Below are 19,373 nucleotides of genomic sequence, written 5' to 3' on the forward strand. Positions count from 1 at the left end.
TATGGCATTTGGAATTACGCGTAAGGAACTGGAAAGATGGAAGCGGGATGTATCGGAAGGGAAAATCGCTTTTTTAACGCATTACTGGCTGGACGACCGCTTTCCGGAGGCTAAGACCGTGACGAAGGCCGGTTCAAGCGATCTCAATAAACTGATCAGATGGGGAGCGGAGTACGGGCTGAAGCCGGAGTGGATTCACCATAAAAATGAATTTCCCCACTTTGACCTGCTCGGTGATACGCAAAGAAGCATATTAGAAAAAGAACATCTGACTGATCATCTCAAAAGGTTCAGGCTGTAAAAAAAAGAACGCATCCGCTGCGTTCTTTTTTTCTTACACGTAATCAAATACCGGCTCTTCTGCCTGATCTGAATATGTGACTGACAAATCGTGATTATCAAAGTACCATAAGTCGCTTTCTTCAATAAAAAAGGTAATGCCTTCAACTTCCGTGCTGGTGCCGATGTTCATCGGCCGGTCTTTTAAAATGCCGAGAGAAAAGCCTTTCTGAACGTTGCTGCATCCCCCGTAACGGACAAAGAAACGGACATGGTCGCCTGTTTCCAGATCGAGCTCTTCTTTGTACCAATCCAGCGCGCCTTTCGTTACTTTCATGTTCATCCGGAACACTCCCTTTTTGTTTCTCATATAAAGAAATTATCTCTATTATAAACGCATATGGCATTTTGATGTCAAAATTGAAGTTTCATCAAAACCATTTGATCTTCGGTTCTGTTTTGTTTATAATCCGTTTGATGTTTGCCCTGTGTCTGTAGATAACAAACGCGGTCAAGAGCGTCACTACGACTAATAAATAAGGGTCTTTTACAAACAGACAGTAAATAATCGTATAAATCCCTGTTAACATTGAAGACAGAGAAACAAATTTCGTAAGGAATAAAAATACGAAAAATACTGCAACCATCGTAACGAATAACAGCGGAGCATAAAACAGCAGGACGCCCCCTGATGTGGCTACGGCTTTGCCTCCCTTAAACTTTGCGAACACGGGGAATACATGGCCGATTACTGCTGCCACCCCTGCGAGAAGAGGATGAATGGGGACGTGCAGTAAATATGGGAGCGCCGCGGCCAAGGTGCCTTTTAAAATATCGGCTGCGATGACAACAGATCCCGCTTTAACGCCAAGCGTGCGAAAAGCATTTGTAGCGCCCAAATTGCCGCTTCCGTGTTCTCTAATATCGATCCCTTTCGCAAGTTTGCCTACGATTAAACCTGACGGGATGCTGCCTATTACATAGGCCAAAATAATCAATAAAGCAATCAACATCTACATTTCTCCTTTTCAATGTCCCTTCACTCTATTTTAACACGAGTTGTTACCGTCTGATGACAAGTTTTTTGAGAATTAAGCTGACAAAGCGCTTTTTTTGATTCCGGTGAAGCGGTCATGTACAATATATCAAAAGGAGATGGTAAAGATGCAAAATCCTTCAAAATCAGAGATTAAAGAAATTCTGGACCGGAGCAAACGGATCGCAGTCGTCGGGCTGTCAGACCGTCCCGACCGGACTTCTTACATGGTTTCCAAAGCGATGCAGGATGAAGGGTATGAAATTATTCCCGTCAATCCAACGATTGATGAAGCGCTTGGCGTTAAAGCCGTCGCTTCATTAAAAGACGTGGAGGGACCGATTGATATCGTGAATGTGTTCAGACGCTCTGAGCAGCTTCCCGGCGTCGCTGAAGAATTTTTACAGACGGACGCTCCCGTTTTTTGGGCGCAGCAGGGCCTTGCAAATGAAGAAGCGTATCGCATGATTACAGACAAAGGACGGACGGCTGTTATGGATTTATGTATAAAAGTCGCCCGCGCTGTTATAAAATAGGAACAAAAAAAGCAAAAATCCTTGGCAAATCAGGGGTTTTTGCTTTTTTATTGAAAGAATACTCTTTGCGTATGATGATGAAACAGATACAATAAAGCATGAACAGCTTTTTTAGAAACCCCTTTATACAGGGGTTTACAGTCTGTTTGCGATGGCCGGCATAAAGCTATATAATAGAAAGCGAACTCATGTTCTTATTCGCCAAAAAGGGCACCAAAAAGATGAAAAGCCGTTCGAATGTATGTCTTGCGGCCTAAAAAACGAGCCATTCGCTTAAATATGTTGCGAAATCAAGCATATTGGTTATAATTGTGAGTCCGAGGAGAATTGGACCGAAGCTTGCGCATACTGAAAAACAAAGACATGAAAACATTTAAAAAAGAAAATGATTAAGAGCAGGTTTTTTGAAAGGGGTTTGTACGTTTGGCTAGAAAACAGCAATTTGATTACAACGAAGATGCCATACAGGTGCTTGAAGGCCTGGAAGCCGTCAGAAAACGACCGGGAATGTACATCGGTTCGACGGACGCACGCGGCCTGCACCATCTGGTATATGAGATCGTCGACAATTCCGTCGATGAAGTTCTTGCCGGCTACGGAGATCATATTATCGTAACGATACATAAGGACAACAGCATCTCTGTACAGGACAGAGGACGCGGAATGCCGACCGGGATGCATAAGCTCGGAAAGCCGACGCCGGAAGTTATTTTCACCGTGCTGCATGCCGGGGGGAAATTCGGACAGGGCGGCTATAAAACAAGCGGCGGTCTGCATGGTGTCGGCGCATCTGTCGTAAACGCATTATCGGAGTGGCTGACGGTTACTATTGAGCGTGACGGATATGTGTATAAACAGCGGTTTGAAAACGGCGGCAAGCCCGTGACTTCACTTGAAAAAATCGGAACGACCAAAAAAACGGGAACGCTTACCCATTTTAAACCTGATCCGTCAATGTTCAGCGCAACGGTTTATAATTTTGACACGCTGTCAGAACGTCTGCGCGAATCGGCTTTCTTGTTAAAAGGTTTGAAAATAGAATTAATTGATGAACGGAACGGCGTAAAGGAAGTATTTTATTATGAGAACGGAATTGAAGCATTTGTCGCTTATCTAAACGAGGAAAAAGACGCTTTATGCGAAGTGGTTTCCTTTGAAGGCGAGCATCATGACATTGAAGTCGATTTCGCGTTTCAGTTTAATGACGGGTATTCAGAAAATATGCTGTCATTCGTTAATAACGTCAGAACAAAGGACGGCGGCACCCACGAATCAGGAGCCAAAACGGCAATGACAAGAGCGTTTAACGAGTATGCGCGAAAGGTCGCCCTTTTAAAAGAGAAAGACAAGAACCTTGAAGGCGCCGATATCAGGGAAGGTTTGTCCGCAATCATTTCCGTGCGTATCCCGGAGGAACTGCTGCAATTTGAAGGCCAGACGAAAGGGAAGCTTGGCACAAGTGAGGCGAGATCCGCCGCGGATGCCGTCATTTCCGAGAATCTTGCTTATTTCCTGGAAGAAAACCGCGATACGGCAACCCTGCTTGTCAAAAAAGCGATTAAAGCAAGCCAGGCCCGTGAAGCGGCCCGTAAAGCGAGAGAAGAAGCGAGAAGCGGCAAAAAACGCAAAAAATCAGAAGCGACGCTGAGCGGAAAACTCACACCGGCCGGTTCCAGAAATCCGGCGAAGAATGAATTGTATCTTGTGGAGGGAGACTCTGCGGGAGGTTCTGCAAAACAGGGAAGAGACCGGAAGTTCCAAGCCGTGCTGCCCCTTCGCGGAAAGGTCATCAACACAGAGAAAGCAAAGCTTGCAGACATCTTCAAAAATGAAGAAATCAATACAATTATTCATGCGATCGGAGGCGGTGTCGGCGCAGATTTTGAGATAGACGACATCAATTATGACAAGATCATCATCATGACGGACGCGGATACCGACGGCGCGCACATTCAAGTCTTGCTGTTAACGTTTTTCTACCGCTATATGAAACCTTTAATCGAGCACGGAAAAGTCTTCATCGCCCTTCCGCCTCTTTACAAAGTGAGCAAAGGGAGCGGTAAGAAAGAGATTATTGAATATGCCTGGTCCGACGAAGAAATGGACGGCGTTTTAAAGAAAGTCGGCAAAGGATATACCATCCAGCGCTATAAAGGTCTGGGAGAAATGAACGCAGACCAGCTCTGGGAAACGACGATGAATCCCGAATCGCGAACGCTCGTCAGAGTCAAGATCGACGATGCGGCACGGGTAGAGCGCCGTGTAACGACATTAATGGGAGACAAAGTAGAACCGAGAAGAAAATGGATTGAAAAGAATGTTGCCTTCGGATTAGATGAGGAAAGCAATATTTTAGAAAATGAAAACTTGTCGGTCGCTGAGGAGGTTTAATAGTGGCACAGCCAGAATTATTTCATGATTTACCGTTAGAAGAAGTAATCGGCGACCGTTTCGGACGCTACAGTAAATACATTATTCAAGACAGGGCGCTGCCCGACGCTCGTGACGGTTTAAAGCCGGTGCAGCGGAGAATTTTATACGCCATGCACGCAGACGGAAATACATTCGATAAAAATTTCCGTAAAGCGGCGAAAACGGTCGGAAACGTTATCGGTAATTATCATCCGCACGGTGACAGCTCCGTTTATGAAGCGATGGTGCGGATGAGCCAGGATTGGAAAGTGCGGAATGTGCTGATTGAGATGCACGGCAACAATGGAAGCATTGACGGTGATCCGCCGGCTGCCATGCGTTATACGGAAGCGAGATTATCTTCTATCGCGTCAGAGCTTTTGCGTGATATTGATAAAAATACGGTTGAATTCGTTCCGAACTTTGATGACACTAGTAAAGAACCGGTTGTTTTGCCCGCCATGTTCCCTAACTTGCTTGTCAACGGATCAACCGGGATTTCAGCGGGCTATGCGACTGATATTCCCCCTCATCATCTGGGTGAGGTCATTGATGCCGTCATTAAACGGATTGAATCTCCGGATTGCACCGTCGATGACTTGATGCAGGTGATTAAAGGGCCTGACTTTCCGACAGGAGGCATTATTCAAGGAGTCGACGGCATTCGGAAGGCTTATGAAACCGGGAAAGGCAAAATTATTATCCGCGGCAAGGCTGAAGTGGAATCCGTAAGAGGCGGACGGGAGCAGATCGTCATTACAGAAATTCCGTTTGAAGTAAACAAAGCCAATCTCGTAAAGAAAATGGACGAATACCGCATAGACAAAAAAGTCGAAGGCATTTCTGAAGTCCGGGATGAAACTGACCGCACGGGGCTTCGGGTGGTCGTTGAGTTAAAGAAAGAAGCCGATGCAAAAGGCATCCTGAATTTCTTATATAAAAACACTGATCTGCAGACAACATATAACTTTAATATGGTCGCCATACATAACCGCCGGCCGATGCTGATGAGTCTTACAGCCATCCTGGATGCGTATATTTCCCACCAGAAGGAAGTAGTGACAAACCGCTCCGTCTTTGAATTGCAAAAAGCAAAAGAGCGGCATCACATCGTTGAAGGACTGATGAAGGCACTGTCTGTGTTAGATGAGGTCATAGCGGTCATCCGGGCAAGCAGCGACAAGAAAGATGCGAAACAAAACTTAATGTCTAAATTCGCATTTACGGAGCCGCAGGCCGAAGCGATCGTATCCTTGCAGCTGTATCGTCTGACAAACACGGATATTACGGCGCTAAAAGAGGAAGCGGAAGAGCTCAGCAAGAAAATTCAGGAGCTCGAAGCCATTTTAAGTCATGATAAAAAGCTGTTAAAAGTCATTACAAGCAGCCTGAAAAAATTGAAAAAGACCTATGCTGACAGCAGACGGTCTGTCATTGAAGAAAAGATTGAGGAAATTAAAATTAATCTTGAAGTCATGGTAGCCTCTGAGGACGTATATGTGACAGTCACAAAAGACGGCTATGTAAAACGAACAAGCCAGCGGTCATTTGCCGCTTCTAACGGCCAGGATTTCGGTATGAAGGATACTGACAGGCTGATTCACCAATTTGAAATGAACACAACGGATGTTCTCCTGCTCTTTACCAATAAGGGAAGCTATGTTTATTGTCCGGTTCACCAGCTTCCCGATATCAGGTGGAAAGACATGGGGCAGCACGTAACGAACATCATCACGATTGACCGTGATGAAACCATCGTGAAAGCTATACCGGTAAAAGAATTTGATCCATCTTCATATTTATTGTTTATGACGAAAAACGGCATGGTGAAAAGAACTGAAATGACGCATTACAAAGCGCAGCGTTACTCGAAAGCGCTTGTTGCCCTTAACCTTAAAGGGGACGACGAGCTGATTGATGTTCATGTCACAGACGGCGGCAGCCAGCTGTTTATCGCCACCCGCCTCGGGTACGGTTTATGGTTCGGTGAAGATGAAGTAAATGTAGTCGGTGCCCGTGCGGCCGGCGTAAAGGGCATAAATGTAAAAGACGGTGATACCGTCGTATCAGGACAAATTCTGCATGAGACAGATTCGCTTGTCCTTGTCACACAGCGGGGAGCAATCAAGCGGATGAACCTATCTGAATTCGAAAAAACATCCAGGGCGAAGCGCGGTGTCATCATGCTGCGTGAGCTTAAAAAGAACCCGCATCGCGCAGTCGGCGTATTCGCGTGCGCTTTAGCCGACATGATCGCTGCGGAAACAGAAAAAGGCGAGAGAATCGAAATCGCCGTGAAGTCCTTGCGGGCGAATGACCGATACAGCAACGGTTCCTTCTTTACCGATGAAGATGAGACAGGGCCGGTAACAGATGTATGGCGTATCCCCGCGTCTGATGTTTAAGAGTAAAAATAAAATAAAAAAACCTCCGCTCATTGAGCGGAGGTTTTACTATTTAGCTTTCATGGCTGCCGAATAAGTCAGTGATAGCGTGAATGACTTCGATTCCCTGCCATACAAATAAATTCAGTGCAGTGAATGAAAACAACCCTAAAATCACCATTCGTAAGATAAACAACATGTTTAACAACCTCCTCATTTTATGTTACATAGATAGGCGATGTTGAACATGAAGCTCATCGAAATACGAGGACTGATAAAATTTAGCGATTAAAAAGCTTTTCTTTCGCTGTCTTCTCCGGGAAGCGGGGCGTCTCCTGTCTGATATCACGATCAGCGAGACAGAAGCGGCAAAAAGCGCCGTCAAGATATATGAGCCCGTCAGCGATTTTTTCTCATCATCAGCATTTTGGCCGGCCTTCATTTCGTGCATTTCCTGCTGGTCGGCTACCGCTTTAAAATGATGAGCAGTATCGAACGCATGGGGAATGGAGAGCAAATGAAAGCTTGCAATCGCTAAAAATAAAATAGAAGCTTTTAAAAACAAGATTTTTTTCAAATGTTCTCCCCCCTTCATAAGTCTGAATATTTTTATTATAATACCCTAATTTAAATGTAAAGTAAACATATTTATTAAATTTAAAAAATTATTATCCTGGTTAAGTATATACCATTCCATCCATCTTTTCATCTCTTTTTTCTTAAAGACCTATTTGTTATGATATGCACGCATTCCTTATGACGTGACAACATTTTTCGGGCTGTAAGATAAAAAACGGGGCATGACAGCAAAAGACGTGATGAAGAAACCGAAACATTTTCTTAAAAAAACTTCTCAACCACGGTCGTTGTGATATAATAATACTCGTTGTGTTAAAAGATCTAACATATGCAGCAAAAATGACAGTAAAAGATACGTAAAAGGGAGGTTAAACATGGAGGCTTTCATCAGTGAAATCATAAATGTTCCAAATGATTTTATTTGGAAGTATCTTGTTTATATTTTAGTCGGGATCGGATTGTACTTTACGTTCCGTTTTCGCTTTATTCAATTCCAATACTTTATTGAAATGTTCAGAATCGTCGGGGAGAAGCCGCAAGGAAATAAAGGAGTGTCTTCAATGCAGGCATTCTTTATCTCAGCCGCTTCTCGTGTCGGAACCGGAAACTTGACCGGCGTCGCGCTGGCGATTGCAACAGGCGGTCCCGGCGCAGTATTTTGGATGTGGATCGTAGCGATTGTCGGTATGGCTTCCAGCTTTGTGGAAAGCACCTTGGCGCAGCTGTATAAAGTGCGTTCCGGTGACGAATTCCGCGGCGGTCCGGCATATTACATGGCAAAGGGACTGGGCGCCCGCTGGCTCGGTATTTTATTCGCCGTATTGATTACCGTTTCTTTCGGACTTATCTTTAACGCCGTGCAGTCAAATACGATTTCTGTCGCGTTTGACGAAGCATTCCATGTGAATAAAACAGTTATCGCAATCATTTTAGCTGTATTAACGGCTTTCATTATATTCGGCGGTCTGAAACGTGTTGTTTCCGTCTCGCAATTAATCGTTCCGGTCATGGCGGGTATGTATATTCTGATCGCGCTGTATGTCGTGATTGTAAATATTACAGCGGTACCTGAGCTGTTTGTTACGATTGTGAAAAATGCGTTCGGTCTTGAACAGATCGTCGGCGGAAGCTTAGGAAGCATCATTATTATCGGTGCGCAGCGCGGCCTGTTTTCAAACGAAGCGGGTATGGGAAGCGCGCCGAATGCCGCAGCGGCTGCACATGTGTCGCATCCGGCTAAGCAGGGATTAATTCAGACCCTCGGTGTGTTTTTTGATACATTTATCGTTTGTACATCGACTGCCTTTATCATTTTATTGTACAGCTTTACGCCTAAAGGCGACGGCATCCAAGTGACACAAGCCGCACTGCAGCACCACCTCGGCGGATGGGCGCCGACATTTATTGCGATTGCGATGTTTTTATTCGCATTCAGCTCAGTCGTCGGCAACTATTACTATGGTGAAACGAATATTGAATTTATTAAAACAAGCAAAACATGGCTTAATATTTACCGCGTATTCGTCGTAGTGATGGTGGTATACGGATGTTTGGCTGACTTCCAGATCGTCTGGGACATGGCAAACTTGTTTATGGGACTCTTGGCTCTCATTAACTTAGTGGCAATCTTATTGCTGAGTAATGTAGCCTACAAGATCTATAAGGATTATGCCGCTCAGCGCAAAAAAGGTCTTGATCCTGTATTCAAGGCCGAGAATACGCCGGAGCTCAAGCATATTGAAACATGGGCGGAAGAAGAAGGTACAAGCCCCGAACGTAAGACTGCTAACTAAGGAAACATGCATACAATTTTCAAAAAACCCCTTACATTTTGTTGTGAGGGGTTTTTTTATGTGAAAAACCGGGTTATTTTTGCCGAAAACAGATTTTTTTGAATTTGTTGTATTTTTCTCTTGTGTGTGTAAGGGCTTTCATATAAAGTTTAACTAAACCGGTTTACCAAACCGATTTAGTCTTAAAGGAAAGGAGTATTAATGTGGCTTCTGATTATGGCATTTTTACGATCGGTGATGCGATGATCACCTTAAATCCCGCAAGCACAGGGCCTTTGCGTTTTGTTACCCATTTTGAACGAAAAGCAGGAGGAGCTGAACTGAATTTTGCGATTGCATGCGCCAGATTGAATCTGCACTCAAAGTGGGTCAGCAGGCTGGGGAAGGATGAGTTCGGCAGAGTGATTTATCAGTTTGCCAAAGGAGAAGGAATTGATGTGACTGACGTCTCCTATGTTGAAGGCTTTCCTACATCTTTAAATGTCAAAGAGATCAGAAATGACGGTTCAGGCAAGACGTTTTATTACCGTTTCAATTCACCAATTCTAACTCTTGCACCGGAAGATATAACAGAGAATATGTTTGCCGGCATTCACATCGTTCATCTTACCGGCGTGTTCCTCGCGCTTGATAAGAAAAACCTTGAAATTGCTGAAAGGGTGCTTTCCATCGCCAAAGCAAGGGGGATTCCCGTATCTTTTGATCCGAATATCAGGCTGAAGCTGTGGACGATTGAGGAGGCGCGTGCGGCATTTCATCAAATCTTTCCGCATACTGATATTCTTCTGGCGGGCCGGGACGAAATGAAACAGCTGACAGGTCTAGGGGAAAATGAGGCATTAGCCCGGTTTGCAGAGACCTATTCAATCAGTCAGCTTGTCATAAAAGACGGTGAAGCAGGTTCTGCGCTGTATCATGATCATAAGTGGGTTCACAAAGAGGCTTTCCCGGTTGCGCCTGTTGACACGGTAGGAGCGGGTGACGGCTTTAATGCCGGTTACCTGTACAGTTATCTGCATGGTTTTGAACCGGAAAAACGTCTGGAGTTTGCCAATGCGGTCGGTGCGCTCGTCACCACAGTTTCCGGTGACAATGAAGGGCTTCCCTATCTAGAAGAGGTTCTGTCATTTGTAAACAAAGAGACTGTGATTGAACGTTAGCAAGCACAACTTAAAAAGCGGGTGAGAAAATGAAAGCGGTTCTAGTACGGAAAGCATTTGATCTGGTGGTGACGGAATGTGAGAAACCGTCTGTTGCCCATGCGGATGATGTTCTTGTCAAGGTGAAGCGGGTCGGAATTTGCGGATCAGATTTGCATATTTATCATGGGACAAATCCGTTAGCGTCCCTGCCGAGAGTAATCGGTCATGAAGTCACAGGGGAAGTCGCAAAGACCGGTTCTCTTGTCCAGCGTTTCAAGCCGGGTGACCGGGTAGTGATTGAACCGATATCTTATTGCGGAACATGCTATGCCTGCCGGAAAGGACGTCCGAACGTCTGCAAAGCGCTTTCGGTGTTCGGCGTTCATGAAGATGGCGGAATGCGGGAATATATCGTGCTTCCGGAAAAGCAGCTGCATGCCGTTTCGCCCGATCTGCCCTGGGAGGAAGCGGTCATGGCAGAACCATATACGATCGGCGCCCAGGCCGTTTGGAGAGGCCGTGTCGAGAAGGAAGATACCGTTTTGATTCAGGGAGCGGGACCGATCGGAATCTGCATATTAAAAATGGCAAAGTTCAAAGGCGCTTCTGTCATGATAACTGACTTGAATGATGAACGCTTGGCATTCGCTGAAAAAAACGGTGCGGACGTTACCGTCAACGCGCAAAAAGAAGATCTCGTTTTGCGGGTGAACGAATGGACAAAAAATGAAGGCGCCAATGTCGTCATTGATGCCGTCTGTCTCCCCTCAACGTTTGAAACGTCCATTGACGCAGTGTCTCCGGCCGGTCATGTGGTTGTGCTTGGTTTTGATGAGAGGACTGCCGGCATTTCTCAGCTTCCGATCACAAAAAAGGAAGTCACGATAACCGGTTCAAGATTGCAGACGAATCAGTTTCCGTACATTACAGACTTACTGAATAAAGGCCTGTTAACGCACGGCGGTCTTATTACACATACATTTTCAGCAGATGACGTCCATCAAGCATTTCAGTTGATCGAACAGCACCCGGGCAAGGCGGGAAAAGCAATCATTACGTTTGATTAAAGGAGGAGCGAGAATGCTGCCTAAGTACGCCATTTACGAAAAACTTCTGCATGCACAAGTGGTGGCTGTCATAAGGGGACAAAACAGCCAAGAGGCGCTTGAAGTTTCAAAAGCGGCCATTTCAGGAGGTATCAGCGCCATTGAGCTTACATACACAACTCCTGAAGTGGAAGATGTCTTTAAGGAACTCCGGCATCAAGATATTCTTCTTGGAGCCGGTTCTGTAATGGATACAGAAACGGCGAGACACGCCATTTTATCAGGCGCCTCATTTATCGTCAGCTCTCATTTTGTAAAAGAGATAGCATCTCTATGCAACCAGTACAGCGTACCGTATCTTCCGGGATGCATGAGCGTGTCTGATATGGCTTTGGCGCTCGAAGCCGGATGTGATGTGGTAAAGCTGTTCCCCGCTAATTCGTTTGACCCTTCATTTATCAAGTCGGTCAACGGCCCTCTGCCGAATGTCCGCATTATGCCGACCGGGGGTATCTCATTAAACAGCATGAATGACTGGCTCTCTGCCGGAGCGGTCGCGGTCGGTGTGGGAAGCGACTTGACAAAAGCATATCAAAAGGGCGGCTATGAAGCTGCCGTATCCCTCAGCAAAGAATACGTCTGCCGAAAAAACGAATATACGGGGGTGTAACATGAATATCACGTTTCGCTGGTACGGCCAAGGTAATGATACGGTGACCCTTGAACATGTCAGACAAATTCCCGGGGTCAAAGGCATCGTCTGGGCTCTTCACCAGAAGCCCGCGGGTGAAGTATGGGAAAAGGAGGACATTGAGGCGGAAGTCAGATACATTCAATCCTATGGGTTTCATGCAGAGGTCGTGGAAAGCGTGAATGTTCATGAAGCCATTAAACTCGGTCATGAAGAACGCGGACAATATATTGAGCACTATAAACAGACCATTCGCAATCTGTCCGAATTCGGCGTGAAAGTCATCTGTTACAATTTCATGCCGATATTTGACTGGACGCGTACCGATATGTTCCGCGCGCTGGAAGATGGGTCAACCGCTTTGTTTTTTGAAAAAGCGAAAGTGGAAAGTCTCCCTCCGGAGGAACTGATCCGCACGGTTGAAAAATCTTCTGATTTGACGATTCCCGGGTGGGAACCGGAGAAAATGGCCCGGATCAAGGAACTGTTTGAGGCCTATCAAACGGTCGGTGAAAAACAGCTTTGGGCCAATCTAGAATTTTTTTTACATGAAATCCTTCCTGTAGCGGAGGAACACGGCATTCAAATGGCCATTCATCCGGATGATCCGCCCTGGTCAATTTTTGGCCTGCCCCGTATTATCACCGGTGAGAAAAGTTATGAAAAGTTGCGAGAGATTTCAGATTCACCCGCCAACTGTATTACGTTGTGCACGGGTTCGATGGGAGCGGATCCCGCCAATGATATGGTGAAGATCGCCAAACACTATGCGGGAGTTGCGCCGTTTGCCCATATACGAAATGTGAAAATCTGCGATAACGGTGATTTTACGGAAACTTCGCATCTTACCAGTGATGGGTCCATTGATATTACCGGTGTGTTAAAAGAATTGCACGGCCAAGACTATAAAGGATATGTACGGCCTGATCACGGCCGTCATATCTGGGGCGAACAATGCCGGCCGGGTTATGGTTTATATGATCGTGCTTTAGGAATTATGTACTTGAACGGGCTGTGGGATGCGTTCTCGTCTCATGAGAAAGGGGTGAAGGGATGAGACCGATTCATGAACGTTTATCAGGAAGAACCGCTGTCATAACAGGCGGGAGCGGTGTTCTCTGTTCAGCAATGGCAAAGGAGCTTTCAAGGCAGGGGATGAAAATTGCGATCGTCAGCCGGAATGCTGATAAAGCAGAGCGTGCGGCGAACGAGATTGCTGATGCTGGAGGAACCGCGGTTTCTGTACCGGCTGATGTTTCAGCCCGTGATTCGCTCGAAAAGGCAAAAGACGAGATTATCAGCCGGTTCGGTTCTGTCAATCTTTTAATTAACGGAGCCGGGGGAAACCACCCTGATGCGATCACTGCCAGCGAGACGTATGAAGAGGATGAGCAGGGCACATCATTTTTTGATATGGACGAAACGGGGTTTTCCAGCGTATTTTCAACCAACTTTACCGGTGCATTTCTGGCATCGCAAGTGTTTGGAAAAGACCTTTTGAAGGCGGAATGTCCCGCGATTATTAATATTTCTTCTATGAGTGCGTATACACCGATGACAAAGGTGCCCGCCTACAGCGCGGCCAAGGCGGCGATTCAGAATTTTACGATGTGGATGGCTGTTCATTTCGCAAAAAAAGGGCTGCGGGTGAATGCCATCGCCCCGGGTTTCTTTTTGACTGCGCAAAACCGTGGGTTGTTATTACAGGAAGATGGAAGTCTGACAGACCGATCCAATAAGATTATGGCACATACACCGATGAAACGTTTCGGGAAACCGGAAGACCTTCTGGGAACGCTCCTGTGGCTTTCGGATGATTCATGCTCAGGCTTTGTCACCGGGGTCACCGTTCCCGTCGACGGTGGTTTTATGGCTTATTCCGGAGTATGACAGAATCCATGTCCCTGTCAGATTGTAAACCATTTACTTCTGACTTATACTAGTGAAAAATGAAGGCAGACGGGGATGAGTCTATGAAAACCATTACAATTTCTGATGTGGCGAAATATGCAAACGTATCTAAAAGCACCGTATCTCAATTTTTAAATCAGCGCTATGACTATATGAGCGAGAAAACGAAACAAAAAATAGAAGCGGCCATTCAAGAGCTGAACTATCAGCCGAATTTCGTCGCCCGCAGCTTAAAACAGAAATCAACATTTACGGTAGGTGTGGTGGTGGCTAATATTCTTCACACTTTTTCCACTCAGGTCATCAGGGCGGTGGAAGACTATTTTCATGAACAAGGATTTCATATTATTGTCTGCAATGCGGATGATGAACCGGAAAAAGAAAAGAAATATATTGAAATGCTGCGGGCTAAGCAGGTGGACGGAATTATTATTTTTCCGACGGGCGAAAATCTCTCTTTATATGAAAAGATGAAACGTGATACGTTTCCGATCGTGTTTATGGACAGAACCATTGAAGAACTCGGGATTCCGACAGTGATGCTTGATAACCATCATGCAGCCGGTCTTGCCGTTGACCGGTTTATCGAGAGCGGCATTAAGAGAATTGCGATTATTACGACGTCCATTATTCGGGAAATCAGTCCGAGGGTAGAAAGGATTGAAGGGTATAAGAAGGCGCTTGACCGCCACGGAATGATGGTGCGGGACGAATATATCAAAACAGCCGATGCGGCTGATATTTCCAATGTTTTGTCAGAGCTGTTCTCACTTGAGGAGCCTCCGAAAGGGATATTGGCGGCAAACGATATCGTTCTTGTTGAGGTGCTGAAGTATATGAAGGAGCATGATATGGCAATTCCGGATAAGGCAGCCGTCATCGGAATTGATGAAGTTCCTTTTGCTGGTTTTTTTACTCCTCCAATTACGACGATCGTCCAGCCTGCGGCAGAAATGGCGCGAAAAGCGGGAAGCCTTCTTCTTCGTCAGATACAAGAAAAAGATGGCGGTGAAAAACGGATTCACCGCTATAAACCGGCGCTGCTCGCAAGGCAATCCGGATAACCGGTTTCATTGCATAAATCGGTTTACTCCGGCAATTTAAATGTCTGAATGTTATGAAATGAGAGGGGGATTTTATGTTCTCAAAAGATAGATTCCCTATTATTCTTCTTTTATTTTCAGCCGGGGTGATTAACTATTTAGACCGCTCAGCGCTGTCTATTGCAGCGCCGTTCATACAGCAGGATCTCACATTGTCGGCAACCCAAATGGGGCTGATTTTCAGCAGTTTTTCTGTCGGATACGCTGTGTTTAACTTTCTCGGCGGTGTTGCATCTGACCGGTATGGGGCTAAATTGACATTGTGTACGGCGATGATCGTTTGGTCTCTTTTCAGCGGAGCGGTTGCGCTTGCTTTCGGATTTGTAAGTCTATTGATTATCCGTGTTTTATTCGGTATGGGAGAGGGGCCGCTGTCGGCTGCCATAAGCAAAATGGTCAACAATTGGTTTCCTCCGTCTCAGCGCGCCACGGTCATCGGCCTGACAAACAGCGGCACGCCGCTCGGCGGGGCGATTTCCGGCCCGATTGTCGGGATGATTGCTGTGGCGTTCAGCTGGAAAGTTTCCTTTGTCCTGATCATGATCATCGGTTTAGTCTGGGCGGTCATCTGGTTTAAATTTGTCAAAGAACGGCCGGCGCCGACGGAAGACGCCCCGGCAATGAAAGCGGAGATTCAACCGCATGAGCAGCATATCCCGATGACCTTTTATTTGAAACAAAAAACGGTTCTCTTCACGGCTTTTGCCTTCTTCGCCTACAATTACATCTTATTTTTCTTCTTAACATGGTTTCCGAGCTATCTGGTGAAAGAACGCGGTTTAAGTGTTGAATTTATGAGCGTGGTGACTGTTATTCCCTGGATTCTTGGATTTATCGGTTTGGCGGCAGGCGGAATGATTTCTGATTATGTATTCAAAAAAACTGCCGGAAAAGGGGTTTTGTTCTCACGGAAAGTCATTCTTGTCACTTGTTTGTTCGCTTCCGCTGTACTGATCGGATTTGCCGGACTTGTTACCACTACCGTAAGTGCCGTTATTCTCGTTGCTTTATCAGTCTTCTTTTTATATATAACGGGCTCTATCTATTGGGCGGTGATTCATGATGTGGTTGATCAAAGGAATGTCGGATCAGTCGGCGGCTTTATGCATTTTCTTGCAAACACGGCCGGTATTATCGGGCCTGCTTTAACCGGCTTTATCGCGGACAAAAGCGGATCATTCTCCGGGGCGTTTTTGCTTGCAGGCGGATTAGCCGTTTTGGCCTCGGCTGCGGTAATCCGTTTTGTGCGCCCGATTATCATTCAAACCGCTTCTGAAGATAATAAAGACACGATACCTTATTCATAAGTCATCAAAGCCACTGAGGCTGTCCTGCCGATAACGGGATGGCCTTTTCGTTCTGCCGCTTGATCTGTTCCTATGATAATATAGGAATTGTTTACAAAAGAAGGGAAGAGGAGGGGACATGAAACAGAAGCCGATATATGTTGAAATCAATATTGCATCTGATATAGAAACGCTTTGGGAATATACGCAAAACCCGCATCTTCATAAGGAATGGGATCTGCGGTTTTCTGACATTACATATCTTCATAGGCTGCCAGATGAACCGCAGAGATTTCTATATGAAACCCGAATCGGTTTTGGGCTGAAGGTATCCGGCACGGGCGAATCAATAGGTGACATAAGGCCTCGCTCGTCAGAAAGAGTGTCTTCGCTCGCTTTTGCCTCTGATCATCCGCTGTCACTTATAAAAGAAGGCAGGGGCTACTGGAAGTATATAGAGCGGGATAACGGACAAACCGCATTTTTGACTCAATATCAATATGAAACGGCCCGCGGTCTGCCGGGAAGTTGGATAGACCGGTTTTTATTTCGTCCTCTGCTAAGCTGGGCTACCGCATGGAGCTTTGATGCGTTGCGGCTTTGGATAGAACAAAACAGACATCCGAAGATATCAGTCCGTTTCGGGTTTGTCTATGTCTTTATGTGTCTCGTATTCAGTCTGTATTGGTTTTTTCAAGGCTTTCATGATGGCTGTGCCGATGCAGAGATCGTGAGGGGAGCGCTGGAGACAGGGTTAGGGGTATTATGGCTGCTTCCCATGCGGAGAAAGTGGCTGATTCACACCGGGCAGTCAGTCTTCTTTTGTGTAACGGCACTGCTATATTCGGGCGGCGGATTCTTGATCTCATTAGGAGTACTTACAATAGCCGGCATGATTCTTAAGCTCAAGCTGCCGAGCGCCTGGCATACAAAACGAAAGAGAGAAGTGAAATGACGGATTCAATGTATGAAAAAGCGATTACTCATTATCAATCACTGCACCCGATGCTGCAGAAGCGGTACAGATTTGACGGATCACGCACGTTTTGCGGAGAAGGAGTTATGTCAGAAATAAAGGGAGGTTCTTTTCTTGTCAGAATGCTTTTAAAGACAGGTGTTTTTTTCAGATGTTTTTTCTCAGAGAGGGGAAACGATATCCCTTTCACTATCGAAAACAAAAACAGGCAAAATAGCGTGGAATGGAATCGTACCTTTTTCTTTAAAAGCAAAACGCGTTTTTTTGATGCAGTCATGGAATATGATGAGCGGGAAAACAGAATTCTTGATTACTTCGGCAAACCCCGCATCCTACTGTCTGAACTGCATTTAGAAGCGTCTTCAGACGGAGGGCTTGTTATTACATCCGGAAGGCAGTGGCTCCTGATAGGCGGAAAGAAAATCCCGCTTCCGGCATGGCTGTGCGGCAGTTCAACCGTTTATGAGGCTTATGATGAGGAAATGAATAGCTTCAGCATAAAGGTTCATGTGAAAAATCGGATACTCGGCACGCTTTTCTCTTACCGGGGGACTTTCCGGGAAACAGAGGGAGAAACATGCTGAAGCGTCATCTCATGGTAAGCGTGATTTGCTTTTTGGGATTTGCGGCGGCTGAAGCTCCGCATATATCAGCTGCTGAGACGTTTGTTTTATTTTCCGTACTTTTTTTCGTTCCTGCTGTATTCGATTTTGCTTTTCGGCCGTCAAAGACCTTAGAGAATGTGTTGTTACGGAGTTATCCTGTTGCCGCTTTATGTGCGGTGCTTGCGCTTGTCACAGACTTCAGTTTTTTTGCCGTTGTGTGGCTCATTTATACGTTTGGGCTGGCACTGTATGCTGTCCGGCGGCTGATGAAAACAAATATTCACAGAACAGAAGAGATGTCTGTTATGGCGGGTTTCATTTATTTGGCCGGGGGCGGATTCTGGTTCTTCGCATATGTCCTTGAGATTCCCGTCATGAATTTCGGCCCGCTTATCGTTCTGCTGACGGCGGTGCACTTTCACTATTCCGCTTTTCTCATTCCGATCTTTAACGGATTGCTCGGCAGGATCATACGGGAGAAACGCGAACTTTACCGGTGGAGCACGGTCATTATTTTGATTTCGCCGATCCTTATTGCCTTGGGGATTACATTTTCAAAGACACTTGATGTGATTGCTGTCGCTCTGTATCTGGCGGGTCTGTATGTAAATGCATATCTCGTCTTTAAGGCGCCGTTTGTTACGAAAACAGGCAGGATCTTGATCAGGAGTTCTTCGGCTGTGTTAATGATCACAATTGCTTTTTCTTTGATATATTCGTACGGTGTCTACCGCGAGGAGGCAACGCTCACGATCAGCCAGATGATTTGGATTCACGGGGCCGTCAATGCATTCGGCGTTATCCTGCCGGCTTTGGCGGGGTGGAGGTTGGAAAATCCGAGACCGTTTGATGAGGGCAGTGATAGAACGTTCAGCCGTATTTACGGGAAGAGAACGATAGGCAAAGAATTTTTGACTGATATTCATGCAGCAAATGACATCCATTATACCGGCCTTCTGAATCAGATGAGAGAACTGCATTCTGAAGACTTTTCAATTGAAAAACTGGCGCCGGCCGTTATTTCCTTTTATGAAGAGACAATTGATTATGACATCATGGCAAAAGTGACGTGGAGCAGATGGTTTCGTCCGTTCGCGCGCGTGTACGAGCCGTTCAGCAGAAGAGCGGGGCAGATTCACCTGTCCATGAATCCGGATTGGTATATTATGCACAGTGATATCATAGGCGTTGACTCTGACAAAGACGGCAGAAAAAATGTCCGTGCGTGGATCAGAACAAATGAAAAGCAGAAAACCGTTTTTACTGCGCTGTATTCAGAGTACAGGGCAAAAGGGGAAGGATACATGAATATATCTCTCCCGCTGCCGTACGGCCAAATGACGGGCATTTTAAAACCTTATGCGCGTAAGCAGAATCTTGTTTTGACAAGCAGACGGCGAAAAAGCGGAGCGGGTGATGAAGGGATTTACCTGCAGACGAAATGGGGGGCGTGTCATCTTCCGCTGGCAGAGACATTTCTTATTTCAGCCCAGAGCGAAACAAGCCTGAAGGCCGTTCATCATATGTGGCTGTTCGGACTGAAATTTTTAACTGTGCATTATCGGATCACTCATGCTTCCGCAGGTAACCGAAT

The 19,373-nt window shown here is 45.9% G+C and carries 18 protein-coding genes and 1 pseudogene; 15 read left to right on the forward strand and 4 right to left on the reverse strand.

The window, feature by feature from the left end; all coding sequences use genetic code 11:
* Position 1: 1 nt before the first annotated feature.
* The gene (locus tag NYE68_RS10780; protein WP_007410319.1) at positions 2-301 is read left to right on the forward strand and encodes a hypothetical protein; all 300 of its coding nucleotides are present in this window, start codon (positions 2-4) and stop codon (positions 299-301) included.
* Between the two features lie 33 nt (positions 302-334).
* On the opposite strand, the gene NYE68_RS10785 is transcribed toward NYE68_RS10780, so the two are convergent.
* Together NYE68_RS10785 and plsY are read right to left on the reverse strand one after the other, a co-directional pair.
* Positions 335-622, reverse strand: a complete 288-nt coding sequence (locus NYE68_RS10785; RefSeq protein WP_007410318.1) for a HesB/YadR/YfhF family protein — start codon at positions 620-622, stop codon at positions 335-337.
* Between the two features lie 88 nt (positions 623-710).
* A complete protein-coding gene (plsY, locus tag NYE68_RS10790; RefSeq protein WP_007410317.1) occupies positions 711-1,292 on the reverse strand; it encodes a glycerol-3-phosphate 1-O-acyltransferase PlsY in 582 nt (193 codons plus the stop codon).
* Positions 1,293-1,443: 151 nt separating this feature from the next.
* Here plsY and NYE68_RS10795 point away from each other — a divergent pair, with 151 nt between their 5' ends.
* From NYE68_RS10795 to parC, 3 genes are all read left to right on the forward strand, one after another.
* Entirely contained in the window at positions 1,444-1,851 is a 408-nt protein-coding gene (locus NYE68_RS10795; protein WP_007410316.1) for a CoA-binding protein, read from the forward strand.
* Between the two features lie 423 nt (positions 1,852-2,274).
* Positions 2,275-4,242, forward strand: coding sequence for a DNA topoisomerase IV subunit B (gene parE / locus NYE68_RS10800; protein ID WP_007611767.1), 1,968 nt, complete (start codon positions 2,275-2,277; stop codon positions 4,240-4,242).
* Between the two features lie 2 nt (positions 4,243-4,244).
* Positions 4,245-6,668: a DNA topoisomerase IV subunit A gene (gene parC / locus NYE68_RS10805; RefSeq protein WP_259425573.1), complete on the forward strand. Its 2,424-nt coding sequence runs from the start codon at positions 4,245-4,247 to the stop codon at positions 6,666-6,668.
* Between the two features lie 52 nt (positions 6,669-6,720).
* Here the strand turns inward: parC and NYE68_RS10810 are convergent, their stop codons facing one another.
* On the reverse strand, positions 6,721-6,846 hold the full coding sequence (locus tag NYE68_RS10810) for a hypothetical protein (protein WP_003153957.1): 126 nt from the start codon (positions 6,844-6,846) through the stop codon (positions 6,721-6,723).
* A 24-nt stretch (positions 6,847-6,870) separates the two neighbouring features.
* On the reverse strand, positions 6,871-7,224 hold the full coding sequence (locus NYE68_RS10815) for a hypothetical protein (RefSeq protein ID WP_003153956.1): 354 nt from the start codon (positions 7,222-7,224) through the stop codon (positions 6,871-6,873).
* Between the two features lie 376 nt (positions 7,225-7,600).
* On the opposite strand from NYE68_RS10815, the gene NYE68_RS10820 reads away from it, so the two are divergent.
* The 11 genes and pseudogenes from NYE68_RS10820 to NYE68_RS10870 all read left to right on the forward strand — a co-directional run.
* Positions 7,601-9,019: an alanine/glycine:cation symporter family protein gene (locus tag NYE68_RS10820; RefSeq protein ID WP_007410311.1), complete on the forward strand. Its 1,419-nt coding sequence runs from the start codon at positions 7,601-7,603 to the stop codon at positions 9,017-9,019.
* Between the two features lie 203 nt (positions 9,020-9,222).
* Positions 9,223-10,179, forward strand: coding sequence for a sugar kinase (locus NYE68_RS10825; protein ID WP_029973851.1), 957 nt, complete (start codon positions 9,223-9,225; stop codon positions 10,177-10,179).
* 29 nt (positions 10,180-10,208) lie between these two features.
* Positions 10,209-11,228, forward strand: a complete 1,020-nt coding sequence (locus tag NYE68_RS10830; protein ID WP_324635813.1) for a zinc-binding alcohol dehydrogenase family protein — start codon at positions 10,209-10,211, stop codon at positions 11,226-11,228.
* A gap of 13 nt (positions 11,229-11,241) precedes the next feature.
* The gene (locus NYE68_RS10835; RefSeq protein WP_012117658.1) at positions 11,242-11,877 is read left to right on the forward strand and encodes a bifunctional 2-keto-4-hydroxyglutarate aldolase/2-keto-3-deoxy-6-phosphogluconate aldolase; all 636 of its coding nucleotides are present in this window, start codon (positions 11,242-11,244) and stop codon (positions 11,875-11,877) included.
* A gap of 1 nt (position 11,878) precedes the next feature.
* Positions 11,879-12,955, forward strand: coding sequence for a mannonate dehydratase (uxuA, locus tag NYE68_RS10840; RefSeq protein WP_324635812.1), 1,077 nt, complete (start codon positions 11,879-11,881; stop codon positions 12,953-12,955).
* Positions 12,952-13,788 carry an SDR family oxidoreductase gene (locus NYE68_RS10845; protein WP_040238100.1) on the forward strand — a complete coding sequence of 279 codons (837 nt, stop codon included), beginning with the start codon at positions 12,952-12,954 and terminating at the stop codon, positions 13,786-13,788. The genes uxuA and NYE68_RS10845 overlap by 4 nt, the downstream gene beginning before the upstream one ends.
* 83 nt (positions 13,789-13,871) lie before the next feature.
* Positions 13,872-14,873, forward strand: a complete 1,002-nt coding sequence (locus NYE68_RS10850; RefSeq protein WP_015417557.1) for a substrate-binding domain-containing protein — start codon at positions 13,872-13,874, stop codon at positions 14,871-14,873.
* Positions 14,874-14,947: 74 nt separating this feature from the next.
* Positions 14,948-16,219 (forward strand): MFS transporter, encoded by a 1,272-nt coding sequence (locus NYE68_RS10855; protein WP_053573351.1) that lies wholly within the window; start codon positions 14,948-14,950, stop codon positions 16,217-16,219.
* Positions 16,220-16,337: 118 nt separating this feature from the next.
* Positions 16,338-17,153 (forward strand): hypothetical protein, encoded by an 816-nt coding sequence (locus tag NYE68_RS10860; RefSeq protein ID WP_094032679.1) that lies wholly within the window; start codon positions 16,338-16,340, stop codon positions 17,151-17,153.
* The gene (locus NYE68_RS10865; protein ID WP_324635811.1) at positions 17,150-17,758 is read left to right on the forward strand and encodes a DUF4166 domain-containing protein; all 609 of its coding nucleotides are present in this window, start codon (positions 17,150-17,152) and stop codon (positions 17,756-17,758) included. Before NYE68_RS10860 ends, NYE68_RS10865 begins: the two co-directional genes overlap by 4 nt.
* Positions 17,752-19,353, forward strand: a pseudogene (locus NYE68_RS10870) (YndJ family protein); the annotation flags it as partial. The gene NYE68_RS10865 and the pseudogene NYE68_RS10870, both read left to right, overlap by 7 nt.
* Between the last annotated feature and the right edge of the window lie 20 nt (positions 19,354-19,373).

The organism is Bacillus sp. FSL R5-0447, assembly GCF_038606125.1.
Classification (GTDB): Bacteria; Bacillota; Bacilli; order Bacillales; family Bacillaceae; genus Bacillus; species Bacillus velezensis.

Excerpts from the sequence above, each read along its gene's own strand:
- NYE68_RS10780 (WP_007410319.1), top strand. The coding sequence starts at position 2 with ATGGCATTTGGAATTACGCGTAAGGAACTGGAAAGATGGAAGCGGGAT.
- NYE68_RS10785 (WP_007410318.1), bottom strand. The coding sequence starts at position 622 with ATGAACATGAAAGTAACGAAAGGCGCGCTGGATTGGTACAAAGAAGAG.
- plsY (WP_007410317.1), bottom strand. The coding sequence starts at position 1,292 with ATGTTGATTGCTTTATTGATTATTTTGGCCTATGTAATAGGCAGCATC.
- NYE68_RS10795 (WP_007410316.1), top strand. The coding sequence starts at position 1,444 with ATGCAAAATCCTTCAAAATCAGAGATTAAAGAAATTCTGGACCGGAGC.
- NYE68_RS10810 (WP_003153957.1), bottom strand. The coding sequence starts at position 6,846 with ATGTTGTTTATCTTACGAATGGTGATTTTAGGGTTGTTTTCATTCACT.
- NYE68_RS10820 (WP_007410311.1), top strand. The coding sequence starts at position 7,601 with ATGGAGGCTTTCATCAGTGAAATCATAAATGTTCCAAATGATTTTATT.
- NYE68_RS10830 (WP_324635813.1), top strand. The coding sequence starts at position 10,209 with ATGAAAGCGGTTCTAGTACGGAAAGCATTTGATCTGGTGGTGACGGAA.
- NYE68_RS10835 (WP_012117658.1), top strand. The coding sequence starts at position 11,242 with ATGCTGCCTAAGTACGCCATTTACGAAAAACTTCTGCATGCACAAGTG.
- uxuA (WP_324635812.1), top strand. The coding sequence starts at position 11,879 with ATGAATATCACGTTTCGCTGGTACGGCCAAGGTAATGATACGGTGACC.
- NYE68_RS10845 (WP_040238100.1), top strand. The coding sequence starts at position 12,952 with ATGAGACCGATTCATGAACGTTTATCAGGAAGAACCGCTGTCATAACA.
- NYE68_RS10850 (WP_015417557.1), top strand. The coding sequence starts at position 13,872 with ATGAAAACCATTACAATTTCTGATGTGGCGAAATATGCAAACGTATCT.
- NYE68_RS10855 (WP_053573351.1), top strand. The coding sequence starts at position 14,948 with ATGTTCTCAAAAGATAGATTCCCTATTATTCTTCTTTTATTTTCAGCC.
- NYE68_RS10860 (WP_094032679.1), top strand. The coding sequence starts at position 16,338 with ATGAAACAGAAGCCGATATATGTTGAAATCAATATTGCATCTGATATA.
- NYE68_RS10865 (WP_324635811.1), top strand. The coding sequence starts at position 17,150 with ATGACGGATTCAATGTATGAAAAAGCGATTACTCATTATCAATCACTG.